The sequence below is a fragment of the Photobacterium piscicola genome, from assembly GCF_046058925.1.
In the GTDB taxonomy this organism is placed as follows: Bacteria; Pseudomonadota; Gammaproteobacteria; order Enterobacterales; family Vibrionaceae; genus Photobacterium; species Photobacterium piscicola.
Genome location: NZ_CP175535.1, coordinates 259,599 through 283,927 on the forward strand (window position 1 = coordinate 259,599; position 24,329 = coordinate 283,927).

At 33.6% G+C, this 24,329-nt stretch carries 17 protein-coding genes; 6 read left to right on the top strand and 11 right to left on the bottom strand.

Annotated features, from left to right (window positions below):
• Positions 1-1,041 precede the first annotated feature (1,041 nt).
• Together ACJZU6_RS15900 and trpS are read left to right on the top strand one after the other, a co-directional pair.
• Positions 1,042-1,263, top strand: coding sequence for a GntR family transcriptional regulator (locus tag ACJZU6_RS15900; RefSeq protein ID WP_080155468.1), 222 nt, complete (start codon positions 1,042-1,044; stop codon positions 1,261-1,263).
• Between the two features lie 429 nt (positions 1,264-1,692).
• Entirely contained in the window at positions 1,693-2,724 is a 1,032-nt protein-coding gene (gene trpS, locus ACJZU6_RS15905) for a tryptophan--tRNA ligase (RefSeq protein ID WP_408901368.1), read from the top strand.
• 613 nt (positions 2,725-3,337) lie between these two features.
• Here the strand turns inward: trpS and ACJZU6_RS15910 are convergent.
• The 7 genes from ACJZU6_RS15910 to ACJZU6_RS15940 all read right to left on the bottom strand — a co-directional run bounded on the left by ACJZU6_RS15910 (position 3,338) and on the right by ACJZU6_RS15940 (position 13,327).
• Positions 3,338-5,791, bottom strand: coding sequence for a molybdopterin guanine dinucleotide-containing S/N-oxide reductase (locus ACJZU6_RS15910; RefSeq protein ID WP_080155465.1), 2,454 nt, complete (start codon positions 5,789-5,791; stop codon positions 3,338-3,340).
• Between the two features lie 13 nt (positions 5,792-5,804).
• Positions 5,805-6,896, bottom strand: coding sequence for a NapC/NirT family cytochrome c (locus ACJZU6_RS15915; RefSeq protein WP_408901369.1), 1,092 nt, complete (start codon positions 6,894-6,896; stop codon positions 5,805-5,807).
• 654 nt (positions 6,897-7,550) lie between these two features.
• Positions 7,551-8,642, bottom strand: a complete 1,092-nt coding sequence (locus ACJZU6_RS15920; protein WP_408901370.1) for a hypothetical protein — start codon at positions 8,640-8,642, stop codon at positions 7,551-7,553.
• Positions 8,605-9,324, bottom strand: a complete 720-nt coding sequence (locus ACJZU6_RS15925) for a hypothetical protein (RefSeq protein ID WP_065194313.1) — start codon at positions 9,322-9,324, stop codon at positions 8,605-8,607. The genes ACJZU6_RS15920 and ACJZU6_RS15925 overlap by 38 nt, the downstream gene beginning before the upstream one ends.
• Before the next feature lie 2 nt (positions 9,325-9,326).
• On the bottom strand, positions 9,327-12,125 hold the full coding sequence (locus tag ACJZU6_RS15930) for a CS1-pili formation C-terminal domain-containing protein (protein ID WP_080155461.1): 2,799 nt from the start codon (positions 12,123-12,125) through the stop codon (positions 9,327-9,329).
• Positions 12,122-12,667, bottom strand: coding sequence for a hypothetical protein (locus tag ACJZU6_RS15935; protein ID WP_144396125.1), 546 nt, complete (start codon positions 12,665-12,667; stop codon positions 12,122-12,124). Before ACJZU6_RS15935 ends, ACJZU6_RS15930 begins: the two co-directional genes overlap by 4 nt.
• 78 nt (positions 12,668-12,745) lie before the next feature.
• Positions 12,746-13,327, bottom strand: a complete 582-nt coding sequence (locus ACJZU6_RS15940; RefSeq protein ID WP_408901371.1) for a hypothetical protein — start codon at positions 13,325-13,327, stop codon at positions 12,746-12,748.
• A 309-nt stretch (positions 13,328-13,636) separates the two neighbouring features.
• Here ACJZU6_RS15940 and ACJZU6_RS15945 point away from each other — a divergent pair, with 309 nt between their 5' ends.
• From ACJZU6_RS15945 to ACJZU6_RS15955, 3 genes are all read left to right on the top strand, one after another.
• The gene (locus ACJZU6_RS15945; RefSeq protein WP_408901372.1) at positions 13,637-15,904 is read left to right on the top strand and encodes an Ig-like domain-containing protein; all 2,268 of its coding nucleotides are present in this window, start codon (positions 13,637-13,639) and stop codon (positions 15,902-15,904) included.
• Positions 15,905-17,417: 1,513 nt separating this feature from the next.
• Positions 17,418-18,179, top strand: a complete 762-nt coding sequence (locus ACJZU6_RS15950) for a helix-turn-helix transcriptional regulator (RefSeq protein ID WP_408901373.1) — start codon at positions 17,418-17,420, stop codon at positions 18,177-18,179.
• Between the two features lie 581 nt (positions 18,180-18,760).
• The gene (locus tag ACJZU6_RS15955) at positions 18,761-19,021 is read left to right on the top strand and encodes a hypothetical protein (RefSeq protein WP_408901374.1); all 261 of its coding nucleotides are present in this window, start codon (positions 18,761-18,763) and stop codon (positions 19,019-19,021) included.
• 399 nt (positions 19,022-19,420) lie between these two features.
• On the opposite strand, the gene ACJZU6_RS15960 is transcribed toward ACJZU6_RS15955, so the two are convergent.
• On the bottom strand, positions 19,421-20,182 hold the full coding sequence (locus tag ACJZU6_RS15960) for an EAL domain-containing protein (RefSeq protein ID WP_080155456.1): 762 nt from the start codon (positions 20,180-20,182) through the stop codon (positions 19,421-19,423).
• Positions 20,183-20,367: 185 nt separating this feature from the next.
• Between ACJZU6_RS15960 and ACJZU6_RS15965 the strand changes: the two genes are divergently transcribed.
• Positions 20,368-21,357, top strand: a complete 990-nt coding sequence (locus tag ACJZU6_RS15965; RefSeq protein WP_408901375.1) for a helix-turn-helix transcriptional regulator — start codon at positions 20,368-20,370, stop codon at positions 21,355-21,357.
• Between the two features lie 182 nt (positions 21,358-21,539).
• Here ACJZU6_RS15965 and ACJZU6_RS15970 read toward each other — a convergent pair whose 3' ends face one another.
• From ACJZU6_RS15970 to atpG, 3 genes are read right to left on the bottom strand one after another with little or no spacing between them, the layout of a single operon-like run.
• Entirely contained in the window at positions 21,540-21,983 is a 444-nt protein-coding gene (locus ACJZU6_RS15970; protein WP_408901376.1) for a F0F1 ATP synthase subunit epsilon, read from the bottom strand.
• A gap of 16 nt (positions 21,984-21,999) precedes the next feature.
• Positions 22,000-23,385 carry a F0F1 ATP synthase subunit beta gene (gene atpD / locus ACJZU6_RS15975; protein ID WP_080155453.1) on the bottom strand — a complete coding sequence of 462 codons (1,386 nt, stop codon included), beginning with the start codon at positions 23,383-23,385 and terminating at the stop codon, positions 22,000-22,002.
• A 21-nt stretch (positions 23,386-23,406) separates the two neighbouring features.
• Positions 23,407-24,279 (bottom strand): F0F1 ATP synthase subunit gamma, encoded by an 873-nt coding sequence (gene atpG / locus ACJZU6_RS15980; protein WP_080155452.1) that lies wholly within the window; start codon positions 24,277-24,279, stop codon positions 23,407-23,409.
• Positions 24,280-24,329 lie beyond the last annotated feature (50 nt).

Genomic DNA, 24,329 nt, shown 5'->3' on the forward strand with positions numbered 1-24,329 from the left:
GTTAAAATCAACAATGCTTATTGTCTTAATTCAGACGAATATCAGTATTAAAGTTGGCAGTATATAAACATATATCACAACCAAAAATGAAATTTATTTTCTAGGTGTAATTAATCGTTATTATGCACCAAGGGCTGAATTGTTTCTTCTTCGAAGGTAAAACAAATTAAAAAACACCAGTATTTACCTTTTAAATCATCACATTAAACAAAAACAAAAAATAATGAAAATAGCTTTTTCATGCAAATATTTAGATTTATTTTATATGTAAAGATCAAAAATAAAATATAAAATACTATTTATTATGGGTGCATTAACTAATAATTAAGCAATATTTGTTATTTTTTAATGCAAATTAATTTAAATAACCTCTCATTTATCATTTTGATTGATAAAAAAACAATCATCAAGTGTGAAAATAACCCTCTTTTTTGTTAATAAAAAATACAATCTATTTATATAATTATAATGAAAAGACAATACCTCACCTAGTAACCATTATTATAAGTAATAACCATTACTTTAGCGGATATCTTATTCAAAGACGCTAATCGTAACTAAATGTTTTTAATCGAAAAAAATTAAACACAAATTATCCATTAATTCTTATAATTACGATGAAGAATGATGTTAGTTAAAGACCAATTAGCACCGACAGACGCACCAAATCATGTTGGAATCATAATAAGATGTTAATCCAACAGTGATACTCTCATTAACTCTAAATTTAGTCCCCATAACCGTTACTGCTTGTTCGCCATATGAACTCATGCCGATACTAATATTGTATTCATCGTCATTTAATAGTGCCGCTATTTGTATTATCACTATTGCAAAAAAAACATATATAACATTAATAATAAAAATAAACGCATAACCTGAATGAATAGACCGTCTATTTAGAATAAATAATAGTGTTCATACGAGATTTATTCCGTTGGTACAACAAATAACCTCAACTGTAATGACACAATAATGACATACCATTGCTATGATATTGGTTATTAAGCACCGTATTAACAATGATAACCAAAGGCAACAATGAGTAGACAACAACCATCACAACTCTCAATAATTTGTGACACTATACTTCAACAAATTGATCGCGGTTTATTTGCAACCCAATCAAAACGATTACCATCAGAGCGAGAGTTAAGTGATATTTTTAATGCCAGCCGATTAACTGTAAAGCAGGCACTATTACAATTAGAATCTCAAGGTATTATCTACCGCAAAGAGCGCCGAGGCTGGTTTTTAATGTGATCCTAAAACTACGAGCAAAGGAATGCCAACAGACACATTAAAATAAATAGAACTCATCGATAAAGTCATAACCATCAACTATCAGTCTGCTCCATAACAAAAATATCTTTATATAGAGAACCATTGTTAGCCATTCATTACGTTCAACAACCAAATAAGTTAGATTTACAATCAATAAAAAACGTCATTTATTTATCCAGTGAAACCACTTGTTTCATTTGCTTTATTTTGATACGTTCATTGCATGAAAAAGATAACACGTACTATCTCACCCCTTTTCTTTTGGTGGCGCTCTTCATAGAGCGGCGCTGATATAGAGTTATCTTTTTATTTCTATTTCATTTTGTCGCCGGAAGGTTGCAAATGAATACGCCTAATCTTATCCGTATTTCCTCACCTCTCCGGCCCCACACTTTTTCGGAGAAACATATGAACACTCAGGCATCCATCACACCAGATCAACATCAACCGATTATTCTTACAGGTGACCGTGCAACAGGTCAACTTCACCTTGGCCATTACGTTGGATCATTACAACAACGCGTTCAATTACAGCATCAATATCAACAAAATATTTTAGTGGCAGATATGCAAGGTCTTACTGACAACGGCCATAATCCACAAAAGGTCGCAGACAATATTCTTAATGTTGTCGCTGATTATTTAGCGGTTGGCATTGATCCTAAACTTACCACTATTTGTCTACAATCAGCGATTCCTGCTCTCGCTGAATTAACCATGTATTACTCCAACATTGTTTCGATTGCACGTTTAGAACGTAACCCTACCGTTAAAAGTGAAATTCAGTCTAAAGCCTTCGGCCGTTCTATTCCTGCTGGATTTTTAACTTACCCAATATCTCAAGCAGCTGATATTACAGCATTTCGCGCAAGCTTAATCCCTGTCGGTGATGACCAATTACCAATGCTTGAACAAACCAATGAAATTGTTAGAAAAATAAATACTATTGCAGGTAAGAATATTTTAGTGGAATGTCAACCGCTATTAAGCAAAGTCGCTCGCTTACCAAGTACTGACGGTAAAAATAAAATGTCTAAATCAATGGGTAATACCATCACATTAGGTGCTGATAGTAAGACGATTTCACAAGCAGTAAAATCAATGTATACCGATCCTAATCATCTCCGTGTTGAAGATTCTGGCTGCGTTGAGGGTAATATTGTGTTTACTTACCTTGATGCTTTCCACCCAGATGGGGCTTATGTTGAAACGTTAAAGCAGCAATATCGCCAAGGAGGTTTAGGTGATGGAACAACCAAGAAAATCTTAGAACAATGTTTACAAGATCTAATATCACCAATACGCAAACGTCGTAGTGATTATTTAAATAACCAAGATTATCTCATTGAAGTCCTAAAAGCAGGAACCGAACATGCTAATCAACAAACGCAACAAGTCTTAACCGATATTAAAACAGCCTTTGGTCTAAATTTGTTTTAATTTTCTTTATAATCCTGCCTATTAATTAGGCAGGGTTATTGATAAAATTTTAACTTCATCAATAAGAATGATACTACTTTAATAGATCTCGATTATTAACAATATATGATTTGATCTTTTTTAAACCCAATATAATAAAGAAGCTATAAGGGAAAATAGCCATTCCTAATAGTTCATACTGGCTATCATTTATTCTTTTAAACCAATAAAAAAAACCCAATAAAATATTAATAATGAATATACTAATCAGAGCGCTATACATGTATATATTTTTTGTCGTTAAATTATATATTAAGTATGGCTCGTTCAGATTAAAAATACCATTATAAATTTTAAAAAAAACCTTTCCAATAACATGCAAATATAATGCTTAGGAAAAGCATCCATCGTATAAATCCACTTCACTTAAATAAATCAATTAAATTTAAATCATAAGATTATCATATGTAATATCGAAAAGAATTTGCCATTAATTAAATATAATTAACCACTCAATTATAACAGTATATAATAATACTTTTTAGGATAGCTCACTCCTACTTTACATTATTTTTTATTAGGTATAAAAAAGGCTGAATATTTTATATTCAGCCTTTTAATTCTTCTTATATTTTTAACCGTTTTTTGGTGGTGTAAAAGCTGTTAATGTTGGAGCAACACCTGTGAATTTTTCAATTTTGACCACACCAGAGTTACCGCAGTTACCATTACCTAAACGTGATGTTGGAATATCCATCGTTAATACGTTTGGTCCACCATTTTTACACATACCCGTCTTAGGATCTAAATCAGGCCATGCACCTTCGTGGATACATACGCTGCCTTTTTTAATACCATCAGAAACAAAAGCACCAACCAAAACTTGGCCGCGTTGGTTGTAGGCGCGCACTAAGTCGCCATCTTTAATACCACGGGCTTTTGCATCTTCCGGATGGATCGTAATAGGTTCACGGTTCTGTACCGCATATTGTTTACGAAGATCAGCATAGTTAAATTGGCTATGTAAGCGATGTGCTGAGTGTGATGTCATTAACTGCAATTCACCATCATTGTAATTAAACATCCACTCGGTTGGCTCCATCCATACTGGGTGTGGAGGACAATCATCTAACTTAAAGCTTTCAATCGTTTTAGAGAAGATCTCAATTTTACCACTTGGTGTGCCTAGTGGGTTCATGATGGGATCTTTACGGAAATCACCAAACCGTACAAACTCAGCGTTCTTCGCGTTCCACTTCATTTCAATAAGCTTATTCGCTTCCCAAAACTTCGAGAAATTCATCATTGGAATACGTGCGTTACGGCCACCTTTTTGAGCAGTTTTATAGAAATCACGCAGCCATTCCATCTCCGTTTTGTTTTCCATATACACATTTCGACCGCCGGGCTTTAGGTGTTCTGCCATATCAGCAAATACATCTAAATCACTACGCGCTTCGTTTTGTGGCTCAACCACTTGCTTCATCGGCACAAGATGCTGATTAGAGTAATCACCTGTCATCGTCAGATCATTACGTTCAAATGAAGTCGTAATAGGTAGCACGATATCCGCGTGTTTAGCTGCCGCTGTCCAGTATGGTTCTGAAATAACGATCAATTCAGGTTTTTGCCATGCTTTAATCAACCGGTTGGTATCTTGGTGATGAGTAAAGTTTGCACCGCCCGCCCACCAGATCATCTTTAATTCAGGGAACGTTAGAGTATGGCCATTATGTTGGTACTCTGTACCCGGCTTTTCCAAACACTCAACAATACGCGCGACAGGGAAAGCTGTAACCGAACCTTGAACAGCCCAATCATTACCACCTGCAGAACTTGTTCCTAGAGATGGCGACATTGCAGGTAATACACCAGCGTCACGGGTTGGATTACCACCATTAGAATAATGGTATGAATAACCAAAACCACCGCCAGGTAAGCCAACTTGACCAAGCATAGAAGCAAGTACCGTTAGCATCCAATGACGTTGCTCACCGTGTTGCTGGCGTTGCATACCCCAGCCAGCCATAAGCATGGTGCGGTTTTCTTTGAAAATTTTAGCCAGAAGCTCCATTTGTTTTGCAGGAACGCCACAAATAGCTTCAGCCCATTGTGGTGTTTTCTCGATGCCGTCTTCTTTACCCATGAGGTAGGCTTCAAATTGCTCAAAGCCTACGGTGTATTTAGCAAGGAATTCAGTATCGTGTTGTTGTGTTTTGATCAACTGATAAGCAATACCCATCATCATTGCCACATCTGATTGCGGGTTAGGTGCAATCCATTGGGCTTTATCACCAAAAAATTCAGCGGTTTCTGAACGCATTGGGTCAATGATAATAACAGTTTTGCCTGATTTCTTAAGTTGATGGAAAAATTCAAGACCTTGACCATCACTTGAAGACCATGCAATTTTTAACGTATTGATAGGATTCAAACCCCACAATACAACCACTTTACTGTTTTCTAGAATTACAGGGTAAGTGGTTTGTTGTTCATAAACTTCAATCGAGCCAACAACGTGCGGCATAATAACTTGAGCCGCACCCGTAGAATAGTCGCCTAAGTGACCCGCATAACCACCCGACATACTCATATAACGCTGAAGTAATGTTTGCGCTTTGTGCAAGACACCACTTGAACGCCAACCATAAGAACCAGCAAAGATAGACTCAGGGCCATAAGCTTTACGAATACGCATATGTTGCTCATGGATCAGCTTATAAGCCTCATCCCATGATACTTGCACAAATTCATCGCTACCGCGTACACCTTGAGGAGCACTTGGGTTTGCTAAATAGCCTTTACGCACCATTGGGTACTTAACACGCGCTTTAGTATAAACCTGAGAAGGCCCCGTTTGTTGCAAGCTGTTGGGCACTGTTTGTGCTAATCCATTTTTAGTCGATACCAATTGGCCATCTTTAACTTCACAAAGCAAAGGCCCCATACGACCAGCAGTTAGCACCAATGAATCAGTACGGCCAAGCGTAGTAGCATTAACCGATAATGGAGCTATAGAGGTGATCGCTAATGCACCAGCAGATGCACTTGCGCCTTTTAAAAAGCCGCGACGAGTAATAGTAGTCATAGTCACCACTCCCTTATTGATGAGTTGCCACGTCTTTCGCGTGGTTTTGGAAGAATTTAGTTAAGATCTCAAGGTTTAGTTCAGAGATATCTGTACGTGCACCCATGCTTTTTGCAACAGGGCCCCAAGAGTTAACAGTGAAGTGATTCGCAGGAATTTTAGCGTGGCAAGTTGCACAGTAAACGTTATCCAATTCTTCTGCGTAATCCCATAACGGTTGATTAGAAGCAAGAACAGGAGCATCAATTGTGCCCGTTAGTTCAGCACTACGCCATTGATTACCGTAAGCGTCAGTTTTAGCCTCACCTAATTTTAATGCTTTAATACCCGCATCCGTTAAGGTCGCGATAATTGAACGTTGACCCTCACCCATGTAGATAACAGATTCTGCACCTTTCATTTGGTAACCAGAAACCATAACCGTACGCTGGTTATCTTTATGCGCGACAGTGGTTAATTCAACGGTTGGATTAATCGTCGCAAGATCAGCCATTTTAATGGTTTCAATTGGATAAACTTTTACTGCGTCTGCTTTAGTATTTTTAGCCATGTCAAAAAGGTGATCAAAAGCGGAGGTATCTAACGTAGCTTGCGGTGCAAAGTGGGCAACACCTTTATGACAGTCAATACAGGTTTGATTATTTTCTTTACCATATAAATGCATTTTCTGTGCACTTGCTGATTGGTCATAGGTTTCCATCGCATCAAGACTATGACAAGAACGACAAGTAGCTGAATCGTTTTCACGCATTTGTCCCCATACTGTTTCAGCCATTGCTAAGCGATGATCTTCATATTTGGCATCTGTATCAATTTTACCGGTAACAAATTCATGATAGATGTCTTTAGAAGCTCGAACCTTGGTAATTAAATAATCAATAGGATCTTTAGGAATATGACAGTCTGCACATTCTGCACGAATGCCTTTTTGATTACTGAAGTGAACGGAACCTTGATATTCAGCGAGTGGTTTTTGCATCGTATGGCACGACACACAAAATTCAGTGCTAGAGGTTGCATGAAGTACAGCTTGTGTACCCCCTAAGGTTACCCAACCAATAATAATGCCGATAACAGCAATTAGAGCAATATAGCGTTTTTTCATAAGTATGATCCTTTAGTTAGCCTTGTTATATGTGTGGCTATTTAAAGGATTTTACCGACTAATGTTACATATATACTCATAAACTATCTTTTATCATTCATAACTGTGATTTAGCCCTCACAATTGATGATTTTATTAATAGCAAATTACTTTTATTGACTTATTTGTAAACAATAGCCTTAATGCATTGTGTCGCGAGGTATTTTAAAATTTAACTCTATAAAATTAATATATATTTTCCAATAAATAACCAAGCCACAATAGGCGATATATTGCCTATTGTGGCTTGGTTGTTCACAACTATTACCATCAGCTATTTGATGCTTTCTTATAGATTGCAATATTTAGTTGTTGAGGTAATAATTTAATATGTATCCTATTTTCTTCATATTGCTTAAAAGCATATATTTTCTTAGGCTTTATAGTATTTTTTTGCTTTCTTTTTTTCTGTAAATTTGAATTAATAATAGAACATAACGATAAATACCCATGCGTATCATAGGCCGCTTGGAATCTTTTATTTACCCGCTTTCTTAATTGATGCTTTTTTATTGACACACCGTTACCTAAAAGTTATTCATTTGAAAGTATTAACTATAAATAATTCATAGAGAACAATATCTACTAGTCGTATTTAAATAAAAATAAACTTAATTATATATCTAACCCAAAAGTAAATGTAAAATTACCATAATATCGTCCAAGGGCCACATCTTGCCTTTCTTTTTTTATTTTAACTAAAATTGGTAATTTAACTTTAGAGCCGCTAACTTTAATTTTAATCGTTGATACTTGCTCTTTACCATCTTTTACTAGCTCTTGAACATCACATTTAGGACAAACAATATTTAATGGAATATCTGCAGCACCTAACTTTCCGTTAATATGCTTTAAATTAAAATCATTACCCGTAGGTATATTTAAGACTAACCCAGTAGAAAAAGACCCCGTTGCAATAACATTAAACATTGCAATCCCTTCGAGAAAAGCACTGTCTGTTTTACTAATATCAAAATCAAACTTGTGTATACCAGGCTTTTCTAATCGAACATCCATCAAATAGCCCGGTTTGTAATTTATATTAATCACTAAGTTTTTAAATTTATTTTGCCACGTCTGGACTCCAGATAAAGGCATAACAAAACCATAAGGATATGTAAATCCAAAATTAAAACTATATATACCTTCTCGTCTATCTGCTGTAGGTAAATTATCAAAAGCATCAATTATTTTCGTTTTATCGATAGATAATATAGGCCGAATAAAATGATAAGGCATTGCATTATTACTTTTTAAAACAGAACCAGAACATACAGTAGAACCCGTTGAATTAACAACAAAAGTAGTACTACCACTAATTCCAAACGAATCACATTTAGTTATTGGTGATTTTAAAGTGTCCTCCTTTAATGTATTGCTTGCTTTATATTCAAGGCCAACAATCGTAATTGCATCACTGATATTGACTTTTACACCACTAGGCCCTACCAAGCTGATATTTTTACTCTCGTATTTAAACCCCGGTGACCAAGAAGTTGCTGGTAATAAGTTAGTTTCAGGCTCCCAGCTAGCTAATGTTTTATAACTAGCAGAGGAAACACTAGAAACCACATTTTTAAATTTAAGATCGCTACCTGTCAGTTCACCATCGAGAATAAAAGAAAAACAATTTGAAGAATACATCGCTATTAATAATAAAAGTTTTTTATTATTTAATAACTTTATTAAAAATAACTTTCTTATCATTTGCAACAACCTCTTTTTTATAAAAAGTATCATCAATTGATGAAATAAATACATCAATCATGCCTTTTCTTGCATTTTTAGGTAATAATAGTTTTCTTATTTTCCCTGGAAGCATAATAACTTTAGTACTGCAATCTGCTTTAAACATAGCAGAACATTGATTAAAAAATACTTCTAAAGTTGTATTACTTGTGTTTTTAAGTAGCGCATATTCATTCTTTTTTTCAATTGAATATGATATTTTTTTATTCTTAGCAGGAATAACAAATATGCTTTCATAGCCATAACTTATAGCAACACCTTTCATTTTCCCATTTTTAGAATAAGGTGTCGGTGTAAATTGAACAGCAAAAACAGTATCGTGATCAGGATTACAGCCTTCAGCACATAATGCTCTCACACCTACTTTTTTCGCCATTAATGGGTCAAGGATAAATTTATTTTGAGTTAATGTTGCATCCCACTCTAATAAATTAGATTTAGTATAAGGTGTCTTAACCACCTTGCCACTTTTAACTTCAACCTTAGACAACTTAACATTAACAAATGCAGGATCAGCTTGATTATTTGTAACTGTATAAACGCCTGCACCATGTTCATCAGAAACTTTTAGCATCGTATCAATAGCAATTGCATGTGATATTGAAGGAAATAATAACACTAATAATATCAATTTTTTCATTTCTAATTCCAATCCTGGTTTAATAATAATACATAATTCGAAATTGTATCTTTCGGTACGTCAGCCGTTAACATGATGTCTGATAATTTTTCTTTTATATCATTACTTACTATTTGTTCCTGATCATAAGATACATAAACTAAGTTCTTATCATCTCCAAATTTCTTCTCAATAATATTGTATTGATTATCCTTATCTAAAGATGCATATCGCCATTTATTTTTAGTTTCAAATATACCTAAATAAACATAACGCATGTCTTTTCCAGTTAGAGGATCATTTATAACTAACAGTTGATCATTATCCTCTGGAATACAGTAATTCATACCTATATTTAATACACTAATATCGCGAACTTGAGGTGTTAAACAAGTTAATACTTTTTCTTTATTCTTTAAAACAAAAGGCTGTCCAGATCTAACTGCAATTTTAAAAATGTTACCGTCAATATTTTCAACATCAACACAACCCTCACCAACACATTCAACGTCTAAAATATCTTTATCAATAATATCTTTAAAACCACTAACAAAAGAAACAATTTTAGTTAAATTCATATTAGTCGTCATTACACTACCAGGATGAATAAAAAAGCTGGATCTATTCTTACCTGTATTTTCTAAAGATGATGATTCAGTATCAATTTTATTGTCATATTGAGAATATGACTTTAGCGGTACGATTTTATTATTCTGATTAATCTTAACATCATATTTACGACGATTATCTTGCTCAATAGTAAGAATACCATATGTGTCATTATCTTTAATATCATCTGATTTTTTAATATCTAACTTAAGATAAGCTTCTGATCGTTCTCTTGTAAAATCAATACCATCAGAATTAATTACCTGAGTATTATTAAATGCAATATTTTGCTGAATAGTTCCTGTTGTTGATATAGAGCCATAATAATTCGCATCAAAATTATTATTTTGATAATCACCCATAATATCTAAAGATGTATCATTAGTTTGATCTCTATCTTTTACAAATGCAGTCCTAGCTAATGCTGAAAAAGAAATATTATCGTCAGGTAATAAATCTCCAGTATCAAATTCAGAAGTAAAATCATTAAATTGATCTTCTTGTGCACTAGTATTAAAAGACAATTGGCTATTATTATCAAAATTTATTGTATATCTGAAATTAAATTGAAATTCATCATCAAATTGGTTATATCTACTAACTCTACCATCATTTTTGTTATACGTTATATCAAAATCAAAATTATTAGATGAATTATAATTATAATTATAGTTATTAGTTATAGATGTATTGCTACCTTCTTCATATTTATAATAATTATAGTACAATCCTGTCGATAAAGAACCAGTTAACAACATGGACTTATTTATATTAATATTGGTTCGAGAGCTACAACTTTCAGTAAAACAAGCAAGTTTATCATCTTCATCAAAATGATATTCCTCATAACCTATATTAATCCATGATGAATATAAATTAACAGAATTTAAATTAGATCCCTCACTATAAATTTTATTATTATAGGTAACTTGAGAACCATTAATGAACGTATAATCAACCGCAGACTGAAATATAACATCATTCTTTTCTGATAACGTGATAGCTCCAGATAGAATCAAACCATCAGATAATCCGTATGCTAGTTTAGCTGATGAATAAATAGAGTCATTATAATCATCATCGTATTCATCATTATGAGAATCATAATCATTGTTGTACCCTTCATTATTCTCTCCATTAGCTAACATACCAACCTGAACACGATAATCAAAATCGCCTTTTGATAACATTGCTGACTTTATATTATATATATTATATGTTTTATCAAAGAATGTATTACTCCCTGATTTAACTGTAACTCTAATTTCATAAACACCAGAGGGTAAATCGTTATATGAAATTTCTTGCTGGCCTGCTTTTACCGCATACTGTTTAATATACGTACCGTTTTTTTGTATGGATAATAACCCAGCAGAAGGCACATAAATATTAACTTTCTTATATGCTTGATTCGATTTTATAAGCAGATTTCGTGATGAGCCAAAAGAAATATCAACAGTATCAGAATCTGTAAATGACTCTATTACATCTGTTGCATTCATTGAATTATTATCTGAAAAATATCCAGCTTTTAATTCAGTATTATCTTTATTTACACTATAAGATAATTCATTGAGATCAAATACATCATCATTATTAGTATTGATATTAAAATCAGAACGTAAATATCCATATTTAAATCCTTGAACAAAATTATCTGATATATTTAAAGATGTATCATCATCATACTGATTAATAAAAACAGAAGAACTATTAATCAATGCATTATTATTATTTATATTTGATGCATATACTACTTTTGATTTTTTTTCTTTAAGTATATTTTCAGAAAGAAACACTCTTAATATATTAGAGTCAATATTATAGAAAAAAGCATAGCTATCTGTAGATACAATACAAGAACTTGGTATTCCTTGACACTCATTTGTGTTCATTATCCCTTCGTTAGATAGCAAATCAGATAATATCTTACTTACATATTTTTCTTTAATATTATTATTTTTCAATAGCTTTTTGAAATTATCAATTGCTAACTTATCGTTTTTATTCAACCGTACTTTGTTATATGAACTAATTAACGCTTGTTTTCCAAAATCACCAGAAGGAAAAACAACTTTTACAACTTTGTTCTCCTCATTAAACATTTCCTTAAATTCATCAGGGATGTTGTCATATTTCAAATCATCAGAATATGCCACAGATGAGTATAGGCATAAAAAAAAGACAGTTAATACTAGATGACTTTCTCTCATATCGATAGCCCAACCATTAGCGTCATTTTACCTTCACAATATTTATAATTATTAATAAAATCAGTGACAGGTATTTTTGAAAAGGAAAGATTAATTTTTTTTACACTAGCTTGTGTTCCAGACACAACATCATCAAACTCTTGCCATAATAACGGGTTGCGACTATTCACTTCGACGAGATCCCCCACATTATTAGTCATAGCTAATACTGGCGGTTCATAATAAATAGTTTTCCCATTATGTAGTAAACAAGAAGCATTGTTTTCCACAAGATTAATATCATAATAAAAACTTTCAAGTCGACTTGAAGGTATATCAGTATTAACAGTTAATGTAGAATTAATATCGTGGAAACGTTCATGACTTTCATCATAAATAACAGTAAAATTATTTGGCGATATCACAACTGATTTAATTTTAAACCCTGCGGCAGATGGTGTTACATCAGCTTGGAGTAGAAAATCAACAGGAAATTCAGTCTTAGCAAAACAATTACTAGCAAAAAAAGTGCACATTAACACTATTAACATTTCTTTAGACAAAAGACACTCCTGAAAATCATTAACCAGCTGGATAAAATAAAAGATTAGGCATCTATGATGCCTAATCTTAATATTATATTATGCTACTGTAGCTAGAACATTAGCGTTTACAACTAGAGGCTCAAGCAAGTTCAGAGGCGTAGCTGAAGTTACAGGCGATACACTGTTTACACTTAGAGTAACAGTTGAAACTCCGTTAGCACCAGCTTTAGACGTTAGCTCTGTACCTGATGCAATATCAGTCATTTTAATATCCATACCTGCTGTAGAGTTCGCACCCCAAGTAGCAGTGATACCATCAGCATCCACTGTCCAGTTTGTAGCGAATAAATCGCCAGCCGTTTTAGAACCTGAACCTTGATCCCAGTACAAACGAGACTCTAGAATGATAGGTGTTTTTGTCTCAAACGTACCATCGCCTTTAACAGTTAGAACACCGTCTTCAACAGCACCAGAACGAGCACCAGTAATTACGATGTCGTTACCAGGAATAACCTTAGCAAAACCGCTCCACTCAAGAAAAGCAGATGAAACATCACCAGCTCCTGGTGTAGGTGCTGTTGCTGCTGCTGCTGGAATAGTAGCTGGTACAGCCGCTTGAGATACTGCAGAGAAACCAAATGTCGCTGCCAACACTGTTGCTAATAATAATTTATTCATTGAGACTAACTCCGTTAAACGTCTTATATTATTAAACGTTTTAATTATTCAGTTACACCATGTAACCGATGAATCACATATTAATATCAATAAGAAACAGAATTAATAGCATTTAAAAAAATAGGGATTAAAAATTGCTATTAATAAGGATCGATAGGTTTAATTATAATCGCGCCAGCATCTATTTAATGTTTCGTTAACCATGATGATATTTAATGTATAAATAATAATTTAAGACTTATTTATACTAACGGGAACAGATTTCCGTTCACTCTTTTTTGAATCAGCTTTATTTATAAGTGAGGCTACATGTTTAATATAAAAAAGTGCTTAATTTTTATTTTATTACCACTATTCCTTATAGGGTGTGGTGGTGAAAATGAAGAACAATTGCCACAAGAAATTGTCGCAATAAATGCTCAGGACTTACTAACTTTTGCTCCAATAAAAAATACACAAGTTGTAGATCTTAGAAACAAAGTAACGGCAGAAAATAACCAAAGTTTAATAATAGAAAGTGTTGAAAGCATTGATAATAAGTGTTCTTTCAATGAAAATGATATAGAAGGTTTAACATTTAAGGTCACCACAACTGATAGCGAAAATGTTTGTCGCTTTAAATATAATGTGAAACCAGCATCATCACAATATAAAGGAACAAGCGAAGCTATCGTTCAGGTTGTTGTAACAAAAGATTATACTCGAGGAGACTTTCTTCCTCCCGTTTCACGTACTGTAATAGAAGGTGGTTTATTAACTTTAAATAGTAAAGATTTATTAATTGAATCTGGTTTTGAGATTGATCCAACATCTGTCTATTTAATTGGTGATACAGGCTCTTCAGATATAGGTATGATTGCAGGTGTAGATGCATCATCAATAAAATATCAAGCTCCTGCGGCAACAACTGGTACGGTAAGAATTTTCTACACTGAAATTGATTCGATTAAAAACATAGCAAGACCAGGTATTATTTATATCGCCATAGGTCAAGAAAGTAACCATAGTCCAATAGCACTAGATCAAAGAATAGATGCTTTAGATAGAAGAGAAGTTGATATTCCTATTGATATATCGTCTTATATATCTGATCCTGATGGAGATGATATTCAACTAATTGACACAAAATCAATAACAGGAAGAGTAATTATTGATTCTCCTCACTCTTTCCTCTATACACCAGGTTCATCAGGAAAAGAAGTTATTACTTATATAGTTTCAGATCATAATGGTGGGTATGGCATTGGTCTATTAACATTTGATGTTAATGAATATAAATCAATAGTTGATAGTGTTCAGAACCTTACTTTCACTCCCCCATTAACTTTCAACCAATTATCAGTAATTGATGGCGTTTATACTGATTCCTATAAAGAGCTAGGATTTACTGGTTACACTGGTTTATATCCAACTTTCAGCAAAGATTTGGCAGAAGCTTACTGTAAAACAAAAGGAATGAAATTAGCATCACTTGCTGAATTAAAGGCGATGCGAACCAATGTATTAGCGGATATGCCAATATTCCAAACTGATTATCGTTGGCATAGTGGCATCAAATACTTAACCCATGATGCTAATGCAATAAGCCTTGAAACAGGCAGTACAGCATCTGTTTCTGACGGTTATTTTTCATGTACGAATGATCTTACTGCTCATGGATGGGAATTTTTGGACCCTTACTATAGTGGATTATTTAACACACCAACAAAAATTTATATTACGTCAAAAACAGCAGGTGATTCCATTTTCCTTCCAGCCGATGATTATAATCTGACGTACAAATTTGAAGCTTTAAGTGTTGATGGTATATTAATTGATACCGCCTTAGCTTCAACATATTTATCAGTATCAATTAGCGGTAATACCATTACTGTAACAAAAAAAAGTAATGCACATGCTATTGCTGCAACACTAGAGATATCAGATATAATTGCACCAAGCACTAAAACTAAACTTATTTTAGGAGTTTCGCTATGCCCTCTAACCGTTACCCCACCAGTAGCCGATGAATTAAGTTGTATTTTAATCTTACACCCAAAGAAGGGGTATGATGCTAGTGGTACTGAAGCATTCTCAACTGCATTATCGAATAATATGTTAACCATATTAGGTATGAAAAAAGAAAAGATACACTCCCTTGGAAGCAAGCAGGTTGGAAAAGGAATAACTAAATTTCAAACAATAAGATGGGGTGACAAGAATACAACGTATAGTCATAGAAAAAATTGGTTAGAAAAATTGCAGCTTGCTTGTGATGCCATGTCGAAGCTTAAAGTTGATGGAAGAGATAATTGGGTAGTTGGTGCTAATAATATCAAACCACAGCGTGGAACTGCAACTCGTACAGCATTCTTAATACCATCGGCTGAATATCGTCCTGCAAAAGATTTTGTTGAATGGATGTGGAAACAGGATGGTAGAACCGAATATGTAGGAAACTACGGATTAGGGTATGCAAATGCAGATCCAAAGGTTACAACATATGTAAATCAATCAACTACTACGACTACTTTTCTTCAACAATCAGCGTATGTTCCAGAAACGTATACTTTTCCTTCATGTTGGTCAAAAAACTAACTTAAAAGCCAAGAGTGATATTATCTCGTTTTACTTAAAATAAAATAACACCATAATCTATTGAAATATATATTTTATATGCCGTTCACTTAAGGTGAACGGCTTTTTTATTTATAGAAAAATTTAAATAAAAAACCAAGGAAATAAAAATATGATACCAATGAACTGCCATTAAAACTAAATCCTAACACTTGATAACTAATAAATTATAAATGAGACCGACGATTACTATGCATGGCAGATGATTAATTTAGTATTCGTACTGATGACTGGTGTTAGTTAGTTAGTTAGTTAGTTAGTTAGTTAGTTAGTTAGTTAGTTAAATTCATTTTTTGAACAAAATTAGTCAAGTAGACTTAGTTCAGAGACTCCACTAATAAAAGATTCCATTGAATCTTTCAAACTAAGAGCAGCAACTCATTCAAAGTCCACATCACTGCTAACATTCATAGCATTTTTAAATTAACCACAATTTTTCATCAGCTCAGCTGTCATAGCTCTTGAACGTGCCGAATTATTCATATCATATCTATTTGTAATATATCATTGCTCGACCCATCACCCCTCTCATCGTTATATTCAGTTAAGATGCGTAAACGTCACCCATTAACTCTAAAAGTAATAAATCAGACGGTATTTCAGTCATTAATAATATTAAATATATCCATAAAAAAATCCGAGAATATAAATATTCTCGGATTTTTCTTTAGATGACTATTTATTAGTTTAATTATTCATTTCGCAACTTAATTGCATTACCTTTATAGTATTTATATTAAGTGGTAATATCCATCGTCACAAACGATAATATATTATTATCATTTTAATAACATCTATTGTGTTGCAATATCTATCTCTTTATTTCTATAAATTTCAACAATATAATAAATCAATACCATTACAAGCCTGAATTTGCTCATGCTTTTCCATTACCATATACAGCTATAATTCATGACCATAATATCATTGGATAAATATATAGTACATATTTATCTAATGTGACAACAAATATACTCAACGATAAAAATTTCGGATACTAATTATTCAATAAGTTCATTTAAAGTATAATTTATTAATAATGATGCCTTTGGCACACATAATAATTAACCTCAAAGAAATCACCCCATAAATCCTTATCTTCATTTATATATTAATCTACTATTATAAAACCATACAGATAAGATACATATTATATACTACATTATTTTTATAAACATAATTCAACTCTTATTAAAAAACACTCAGTACATTGATAAAAAACAAAGAAATCAACAACAAACAAAATTCTTTTTTATTTTCTCAAAAAACAAGCCCTATAGTAATAGCATATTAAAACACATCAAATAACTGATGCTATTATTAATTAGATAAAAATAAAAATCACATTACATTATATAGATAAAAAATATCCAATCGAAAATATTAAATAATATTATCTAATAAAACATTTGCTTTTTATATGCACTCATAGCATCCTAAGCGCCTTTTTAATCATCTTAAGATATAGTCGGGTATGAAAGATAATTTTAAAAGTTTACTTAAACAATATAGAATTGATAATAATTTATCTCAAAATGATTTTGTCGATATGTTTATTTCATCTAATAATTTTTTACTAAAATTAGATACGGTTACATTAAGCCGCTGGGAAAATGGTAAAACCGTACCATCGATTGAAAAAAAAATGAATATTATGAGAACACTTAACCTGCTCACTCAATATATAGATAGTATACGTGGATTTGACAAAACTACTAAGATAGATGCATCACTTAACATCCATTTTGGAATTGAATATGAGCGATATAAAAAACTCAACGGAATCGATACAACACAGAATATACAATTTGAGCACATTTCAGATAAGAAAAACTTACATGCGCATATAGAAAAATATTTAATGCCTGAAACTATAGAAATTATCAACATAGATCCTTCCCCAACATTAAGTATTGGACACTGGTTTTTAAATAAGAAAACAGAAGCATTTTTCATTCATGCATTTGTTAACGAAAACATATATAACAATTACAATTACAATTACAATAATATAAATTCAATCATTCTTCTTGAGCAGGTAACTTCAACGAAAATTTTTTACAAATTATGCTTATTAAGTGCATTCAATACACTTTTAAATAACAACCATATTGACTATGTATTTGCATTTGCAAATACTAAGTGTTATTTAAAGTTATTTTTAGCTATTGGCGGGGATATAATTACTACCATGGGTGATTTATCAGCCCCCCCCCCTGCAATGAAGTTATTTTAAAGCACACAACAGTAATTAAAATAGATGCCATTAAGTTATTATCAAATAAAGACTTCTTGTTCTTTTGCTTACAAAGTCGCACTGAATTGAAAATTACAACCCCTCAGTTATTAGCTCAGATAGACGACTTCAAATGTTAAATTAACTAACAATTAAAATATTAACCATACATAATAAGCCATTTTCAAAAATGGTTGTCATTTGAATTACATACGTTGTGGTAAATATGATAGAAACTATAAAAAAGTGCTAAGTATTATATACTTAGCACTTTTTATTTTTCATTTGTCATTAACTTTTAGATTAGATATATTATAAAAACAACAACAGAGCAATACCTCCCCTCATCTAAAATGAGATAAAAGTTACACTGTTTTACATTTACTAATTTTAATAAATGTTATGGCTTAATGAACTTGTACACCTAAATAAGATAAAATACTCTTAAAATTAAAATGGCGTACATAATGAAAAAAACCATGATGTAAGCTATTTGAAATACCTCGTAGTAGAGGCTCTGCGGGTGCAAGGACAATAGCTAACCAGCTAATCCAAGAGGGTATTATAAAGCTACTAGCTTAATGAAAGAGCCCAGTATTATAAGTAACCAGCCGAATAAATATAAAATATCTGATGACGTCTCTAAAATAGCCCCGAACTTATTAAATAGAAAATTTAATGTTAAAGCGGCAAATCAAGTTTGGTATGGCGATGTGACGTACGTTTGGGCGGGTAATAAATGGCTATATTTAACCGCTGTTATGGATCTATTTGCTCGAATAATGTGGGTTAAGCATAACTCAGATAGCCCAAACAGTGATTTCTCTTCAAATGGCTTATGAAAGCCGTGGCCGACTATAAAATGTGATATTTCATTCAGATCAAGGTTGTCATTACACCAGCCTTCAATTCAAGTAAACATTGTGGAAATACCAATTAACTCAAAATATGAGTCGACGAGGAAATTGTTGGGATAATGCCCCAATGGAACGATTTTTGAGAAGTTTCAAAACAGAGTAGATGCCCAAATAATTATGCAGAAGCAGAAAGGGACATGCTCAAATATATTGCAGTATCAAGCGGAGTCATAGTTATAACAACTACTTATTGCCAGTAATGATGGAAGCAGCAGCTTAATGTAAACACCTATAAAGGTGTACAGTTTTACTTGGCAACTTAAAAACGACTTAAAGCTAAAAGTCTAACTCTGTTTTGTTTTTCAATTGAGCATTGAAATATAGCTAGATTGATACATTTAAAATATCATCTATAGCCATTGGTTTATGAAAGAAATAACCCTGGCATAAATTTACACCCAACTCTTTAACTATGCGATAGGTTTCTAAATTTTCTATACCTTCAGCAACCGTTTGTAACCCCATGCTTTGTGTTAAATCAACTAAATGCTCTATTATTTTTCTATCTGAATAATTTGTAGTAATGTTTTCAATAAACATTTTATCTATTTTCAGCTCAGTGAATGGTATGGCTCTTAACCGAGACAAAGAAGAATATCCAGTACCAAAATCATCTATAGATAGGCCGAAGCCGAGAAAATTTAATTTTTCAATATTTTCTAATGATGTTTTTGTTTCAATATATTCAACATTTTCTGTTATTTCTAACGTTATATTTTTGTTTGGAATACAATTTTCTTTACATTTATTATCTAACCACTGGTATAGGTAAGGAACATTTAATGTACTTGGAGAAATATTAATAGATATTTTTTTTAGCCTATTGTTATAGGTTAAATCCTTTATCGCTTGATTAGCGGAAAAGAAAAAAAGTTCACTAATTAAATTATCTCGTTCTGCACTTGCGATAAAAATATCAGGGCTGACATCCCCTAAACATGGGCTTTTATATCTTAATAAAACTTCAACACCATTCAGTGAGTTATCCTCTACATTATAAATTGGTTGATAATTATTAGTGAAAAAATTATTACTCAGACCATCAATTATAGTATCTTTTGTTATTACAATTTTTTGACTACACATATAAAATCAACCATTAGAGTTAGTAAACACACCTTACCCTTATGCATATCGCATCGTAATAGCATCCTTAATTTAAGAGATAATTTAATGCTATAAATTATAACTAAAACATTTGATTTTCACATGTAATTAGCATTAATATTACTTATGTTAATACTATGCTTATCTTATGTTAGAGGTAAAAAGTGCAAGATAATTTTATTACGCTTATAAAAAAACACAGAAATGACAATGAGTTATCTCAAAATGATCTTGTTGACATACTAACGTTAAATGATGATTTTTTATCTAAATTAGATGTGGTTACTTTAAGTCGTTGGGAGAATGAAAAAACCTCACCTTCGTTGGAAAAAAAAGTAAGAATTATGCGAAAGCTAAAGCTACTTGTACCCTATATATATTCAATTAATGATTTTAATATAAAGACCAAAATAGAAAAATCAATGAACATTAGATTTGGAATAGAACTTAATAGATATAAGGAAATAAATAGTTTAAATAACTCAAAAAAAATATCTTTTGATTTTTCAAATAAAAAACATAATCTTGGTAAAAATATAACTGATTTTTTAGAAAAACAAGACATTGGGTATCTTTCTCTAATCGATAAATGGCCAATCAATATAGGAACTTGGTATTTAGATAATCAAGTGCAAGCTTTTTTTATACATTTATATACAAATAACGAAATATTTACTTATGGTCATTATGATAGCTGGAGCCAATTATATAAAAAAAACATTGATGGTGAAATAAATAGCATTTTATTATTAGAACAAATATCATCAACTAGAGATTTTTATAGACTATGTTCCTTATGCTTATTTGATACTCTTATTAAAAATGACAGCCTAAAATATGTCTTTTCTTATGTTCGTACTGACTATTTTTTAAAATTAGCACTCTCCCTTGGCTTTGAAGCAGTAGCAACAATTACTGAGCCTGATTCGGTGTTAAATGAACATATGGATTTGAAATTCTTATGTGTAATAAAAATTGACGCTATAAAATTATTAACGAATAAAGATTTTTTATTCTTTTGTCTAAAATGTTATTACGATTTAGAAAAAAATAATCCTCTACTATTAAACAAGATCTATGAAACATCAATTCACGCTCAAACATTAAAAAACACAAAAAAAGCCCCTGCTCTCGGTACAGAGCAGGGGCTTTAGATAGTGACGGTAAACTTACGTTCACCAATAATAAATAACATCCTGTATATCTATTACTTTGTCCCTTGGTATTAGGCTGGAGACCTATAGAGACGGGAACCAGTAAGCATAAGACAATAACCACATGTTATCGCTATGGTGATTTAGCCATAACACACGGTTAGCGTTTTATTCCAACTGATTTAACGACGCATCTGTTTCTGGGTCAATTCAACTGCACGTAATTGTGCCATTGCTTTTGCCAGATCCATTTCCGCCATTGCGAAGTTAACATCATCAGCATGCCTGTTGATGTTTTCTTCAGCGGCGCGACGAGCTTCATCAGCGCGGGCTTGATCGATGTCCTTCCCATGCATTGCCGTATCGGCAAGTACAGTTACTACGTTGGGCTGAACTTCAACTATACCGCCAGAAATATAAAGGATTTCTTCAGGATCCTTCAGATTTGTGACAAAGCTTGCTACACCAGGTTTTAGTCGGCTCAATAAAGGAGAGTGACCAGGGCGAATACCCAACTCACCATCGGAGCCTGAAACTGCCAGCGCGTGAGCTGGACCAGAGAACAACGGTCCTTCAGCACTTACGATATTAAGCTGGAACGTGTTCTCGGTAACGCCAATAGCCATAATGCCTCCTCAAGCCTTATAAGGTTTTCGCTTTTTCAAGTACATTTTCAATGCCACCACAGTACAAGAATGCTTGTTCTGGAATATCATCATACTCGCCGCTTAATAAACCTTTAAAGCCTGCGATAGTCTCTTTAAGAGAAACGAAAATACCTTTTTGACCGGTAAATACTTCCGCTACGTGGTAAGGCTGCGTTAAGAAACGTTCAATCTTACGTGCACGCGATACGGTTTGCTTATCTTCTTCAGATAGCTCATCCATACCAAGGATAGCGATAATATCTTTTAATTCTTTATAACGCTGAAGTACTGTCTGCACACCACGAGCAACATCATAGTGCTCCTGACCAACAACCAATGGATCAAGCTGACGTGAAGTTGAATCCAATGGGTCAATCGCAGGGTATAGACCTAATGCAGCGATATTACGAGACAGTACAACGGTTGCATCTAAGTGAGCAAAGGTTGTTGCTGGTGATGGGTCAGTCAAGTCATCGGCTGGTACATATACCGCTTGAATAGAGGTGATAGAACCTGTTTTAGTTGAGGTAATACGCTCTTGTAGTACACCCATTTCTTCAGCCAATGTTGGTTGGTAACCTACCGCTGATGGCATACGGCCTAACAATGCAGATACTTCCGTTCCCGCAAGTGTGTAACGGTAGATGTTATCGATAAATAAAAGAACATCACGGCCTTCATCACGGAAACTTTCTGCGATAGTTAAACCAGTTAGCGCTACACGTAGACGGTTACCTGGGGGCTCATTCATCTGACCGTAAACCATGGCAACTTTATCAAGCACTCCGGCTTCTTTCATCTCGAAGTAGAAGTCATTACCTTCACGAGTACGTTCGCCGACACCGGTAAATACTGATAGACCTGAGTGTGCTTTGGCGATGTTGTTGATAAGCTCCATCATGTTAACGGTCTTACCTACACCCGCACCACCAAACAAACCCACTTTACCGCCTTTCGCAAACGGACAAATAAGGTCAATTACCTTAACGCCAGTTTCTAGTAATTCAGAGCTGTTTGATTGATCTTCATATGAAGGTGCAGCACGGTGAATAGCATATTTTTTCTTTTCACCGATTTCACCACACTCATCGATTGGGGTACCCAATACGTTCATGATACGGCCGAGGGTCTCTTCACCTACCGGTACAGAAATTGGCGCATTAGTATTAACCACTTCTAAACCACGACGAAGACCGTCTGATGAACCCATTGCAATACAACGAACAACACCGCTACCAATTTGCTGCTGCACTTCTAATACTAATGCTGCATGCTCACTATCACTTAAGGTAAGCGCATCATATACTCGAGGCACGCTATCTTGATCAAATTCAACGTCAACGACAGCGCCGATGACTTTGACAATCTTACCAATACTCATTTGATGTCCTTAAAATTCTGTTTAAACGGCTTGTGCCCCAGCTACGATTTCACTTAGCTCTTGGGTAATTGCTGCTTGACGGGCTTTGTTATATACAAGCTGAAGATCATTAATCAGCTCACCCGCATTATCTGTTGCAGCTTTCATTGCAACCATTCGTGCTGCTTGTTCACAAGCGATACTCTCAACGGTGCCTTGGTAGACTTGTGATTCGATATAACGAAGCATCAATTCATTGAGGATCGGTTTAGGATCAGGTTCATAGATATAATCCCAGCGACTTGCTTTATTCGCATCTTCAGATGCAGTCTCTTCAAGTTCCGGGTTAGGTAACAGCTGGGTTACCTTTGGCATTTGCACCATGGTGTTTACAAATTGGTTGTAAACCAGGAACAAGCGGTCAATTTTGCCTTCGTCGAAAAACTCCAACATGGCATTAACCGGGCCTAAAATATCTTCTAATTTTGGCTCATCACCAATACCTGATGTTTGTGCAATTACGTTGCCGAAGCGATGAAAAAACGAAATTGCTTTTGAACCGATCAAGGTGGTATCTACATCAACCCCTTGATCTCGCCATTGGCGCATATCGGCCATGGCTTTCTTGAACAAATTAATGTTCAAACCACCACATAATCCTCGGTCTGAGGAAATGATGATGTAAGCGACTCGTTTTACTTCACGCTCTTCAAGATAGGGATGCTTATATTCCAACGAACCGGAAGTTAAGTGTCCGATCACCTTACGCATATTCTCTGCGTAAGGGCGGGTAGCTTCCATGTTATGTTGAACTTTACGCATCTTACTTGCGGCAACCATTTGCATTGCACTAGTGATCTTTTGCGTATTTTGTACGCTAGCGATTTTAGTGCGGATCTCTTTTGCATTTGCCATGGTTAGCTCCTATCTACATTCATACTGCGTCGTTTGGACGGAAAGTATTC

Excerpts from the sequence above, each read along its gene's own strand:
- ACJZU6_RS15900 (WP_080155468.1), top strand. The coding sequence starts at position 1,042 with ATGAGTAGACAACAACCATCACAACTCTCAATAATTTGTGACACTATA.
- trpS (WP_408901368.1), top strand. The coding sequence starts at position 1,693 with ATGAACACTCAGGCATCCATCACACCAGATCAACATCAACCGATTATT.
- ACJZU6_RS15910 (WP_080155465.1), bottom strand. The coding sequence starts at position 5,791 with ATGACTACTATTACTCGTCGCGGCTTTTTAAAAGGCGCAAGTGCATCT.
- ACJZU6_RS15915 (WP_408901369.1), bottom strand. The coding sequence starts at position 6,896 with ATGAAAAAACGCTATATTGCTCTAATTGCTGTTATCGGCATTATTATT.
- ACJZU6_RS15920 (WP_408901370.1), bottom strand. The coding sequence starts at position 8,642 with ATGATAAGAAAGTTATTTTTAATAAAGTTATTAAATAATAAAAAACTT.
- ACJZU6_RS15925 (WP_065194313.1), bottom strand. The coding sequence starts at position 9,324 with ATGAAAAAATTGATATTATTAGTGTTATTATTTCCTTCAATATCACAT.
- ACJZU6_RS15930 (WP_080155461.1), bottom strand. The coding sequence starts at position 12,125 with ATGAGAGAAAGTCATCTAGTATTAACTGTCTTTTTTTTATGCCTATAC.
- ACJZU6_RS15940 (WP_408901371.1), bottom strand. The coding sequence starts at position 13,327 with ATGAATAAATTATTATTAGCAACAGTGTTGGCAGCGACATTTGGTTTC.
- ACJZU6_RS15945 (WP_408901372.1), top strand. The coding sequence starts at position 13,637 with ATGTTTAATATAAAAAAGTGCTTAATTTTTATTTTATTACCACTATTC.
- ACJZU6_RS15950 (WP_408901373.1), top strand. The coding sequence starts at position 17,418 with ATGAAAGATAATTTTAAAAGTTTACTTAAACAATATAGAATTGATAAT.
- ACJZU6_RS15955 (WP_408901374.1), top strand. The coding sequence starts at position 18,761 with ATGAAAGAGCCCAGTATTATAAGTAACCAGCCGAATAAATATAAAATA.
- ACJZU6_RS15960 (WP_080155456.1), bottom strand. The coding sequence starts at position 20,182 with ATGTGTAGTCAAAAAATTGTAATAACAAAAGATACTATAATTGATGGT.
- ACJZU6_RS15970 (WP_408901376.1), bottom strand. The coding sequence starts at position 21,983 with ATGGCTATTGGCGTTACCGAGAACACGTTCCAGCTTAATATCGTAAGT.
- atpD (WP_080155453.1), bottom strand. The coding sequence starts at position 23,385 with ATGAGTATTGGTAAGATTGTCAAAGTCATCGGCGCTGTCGTTGACGTT.
- atpG (WP_080155452.1), bottom strand. The coding sequence starts at position 24,279 with ATGGCAAATGCAAAAGAGATCCGCACTAAAATCGCTAGCGTACAAAAT.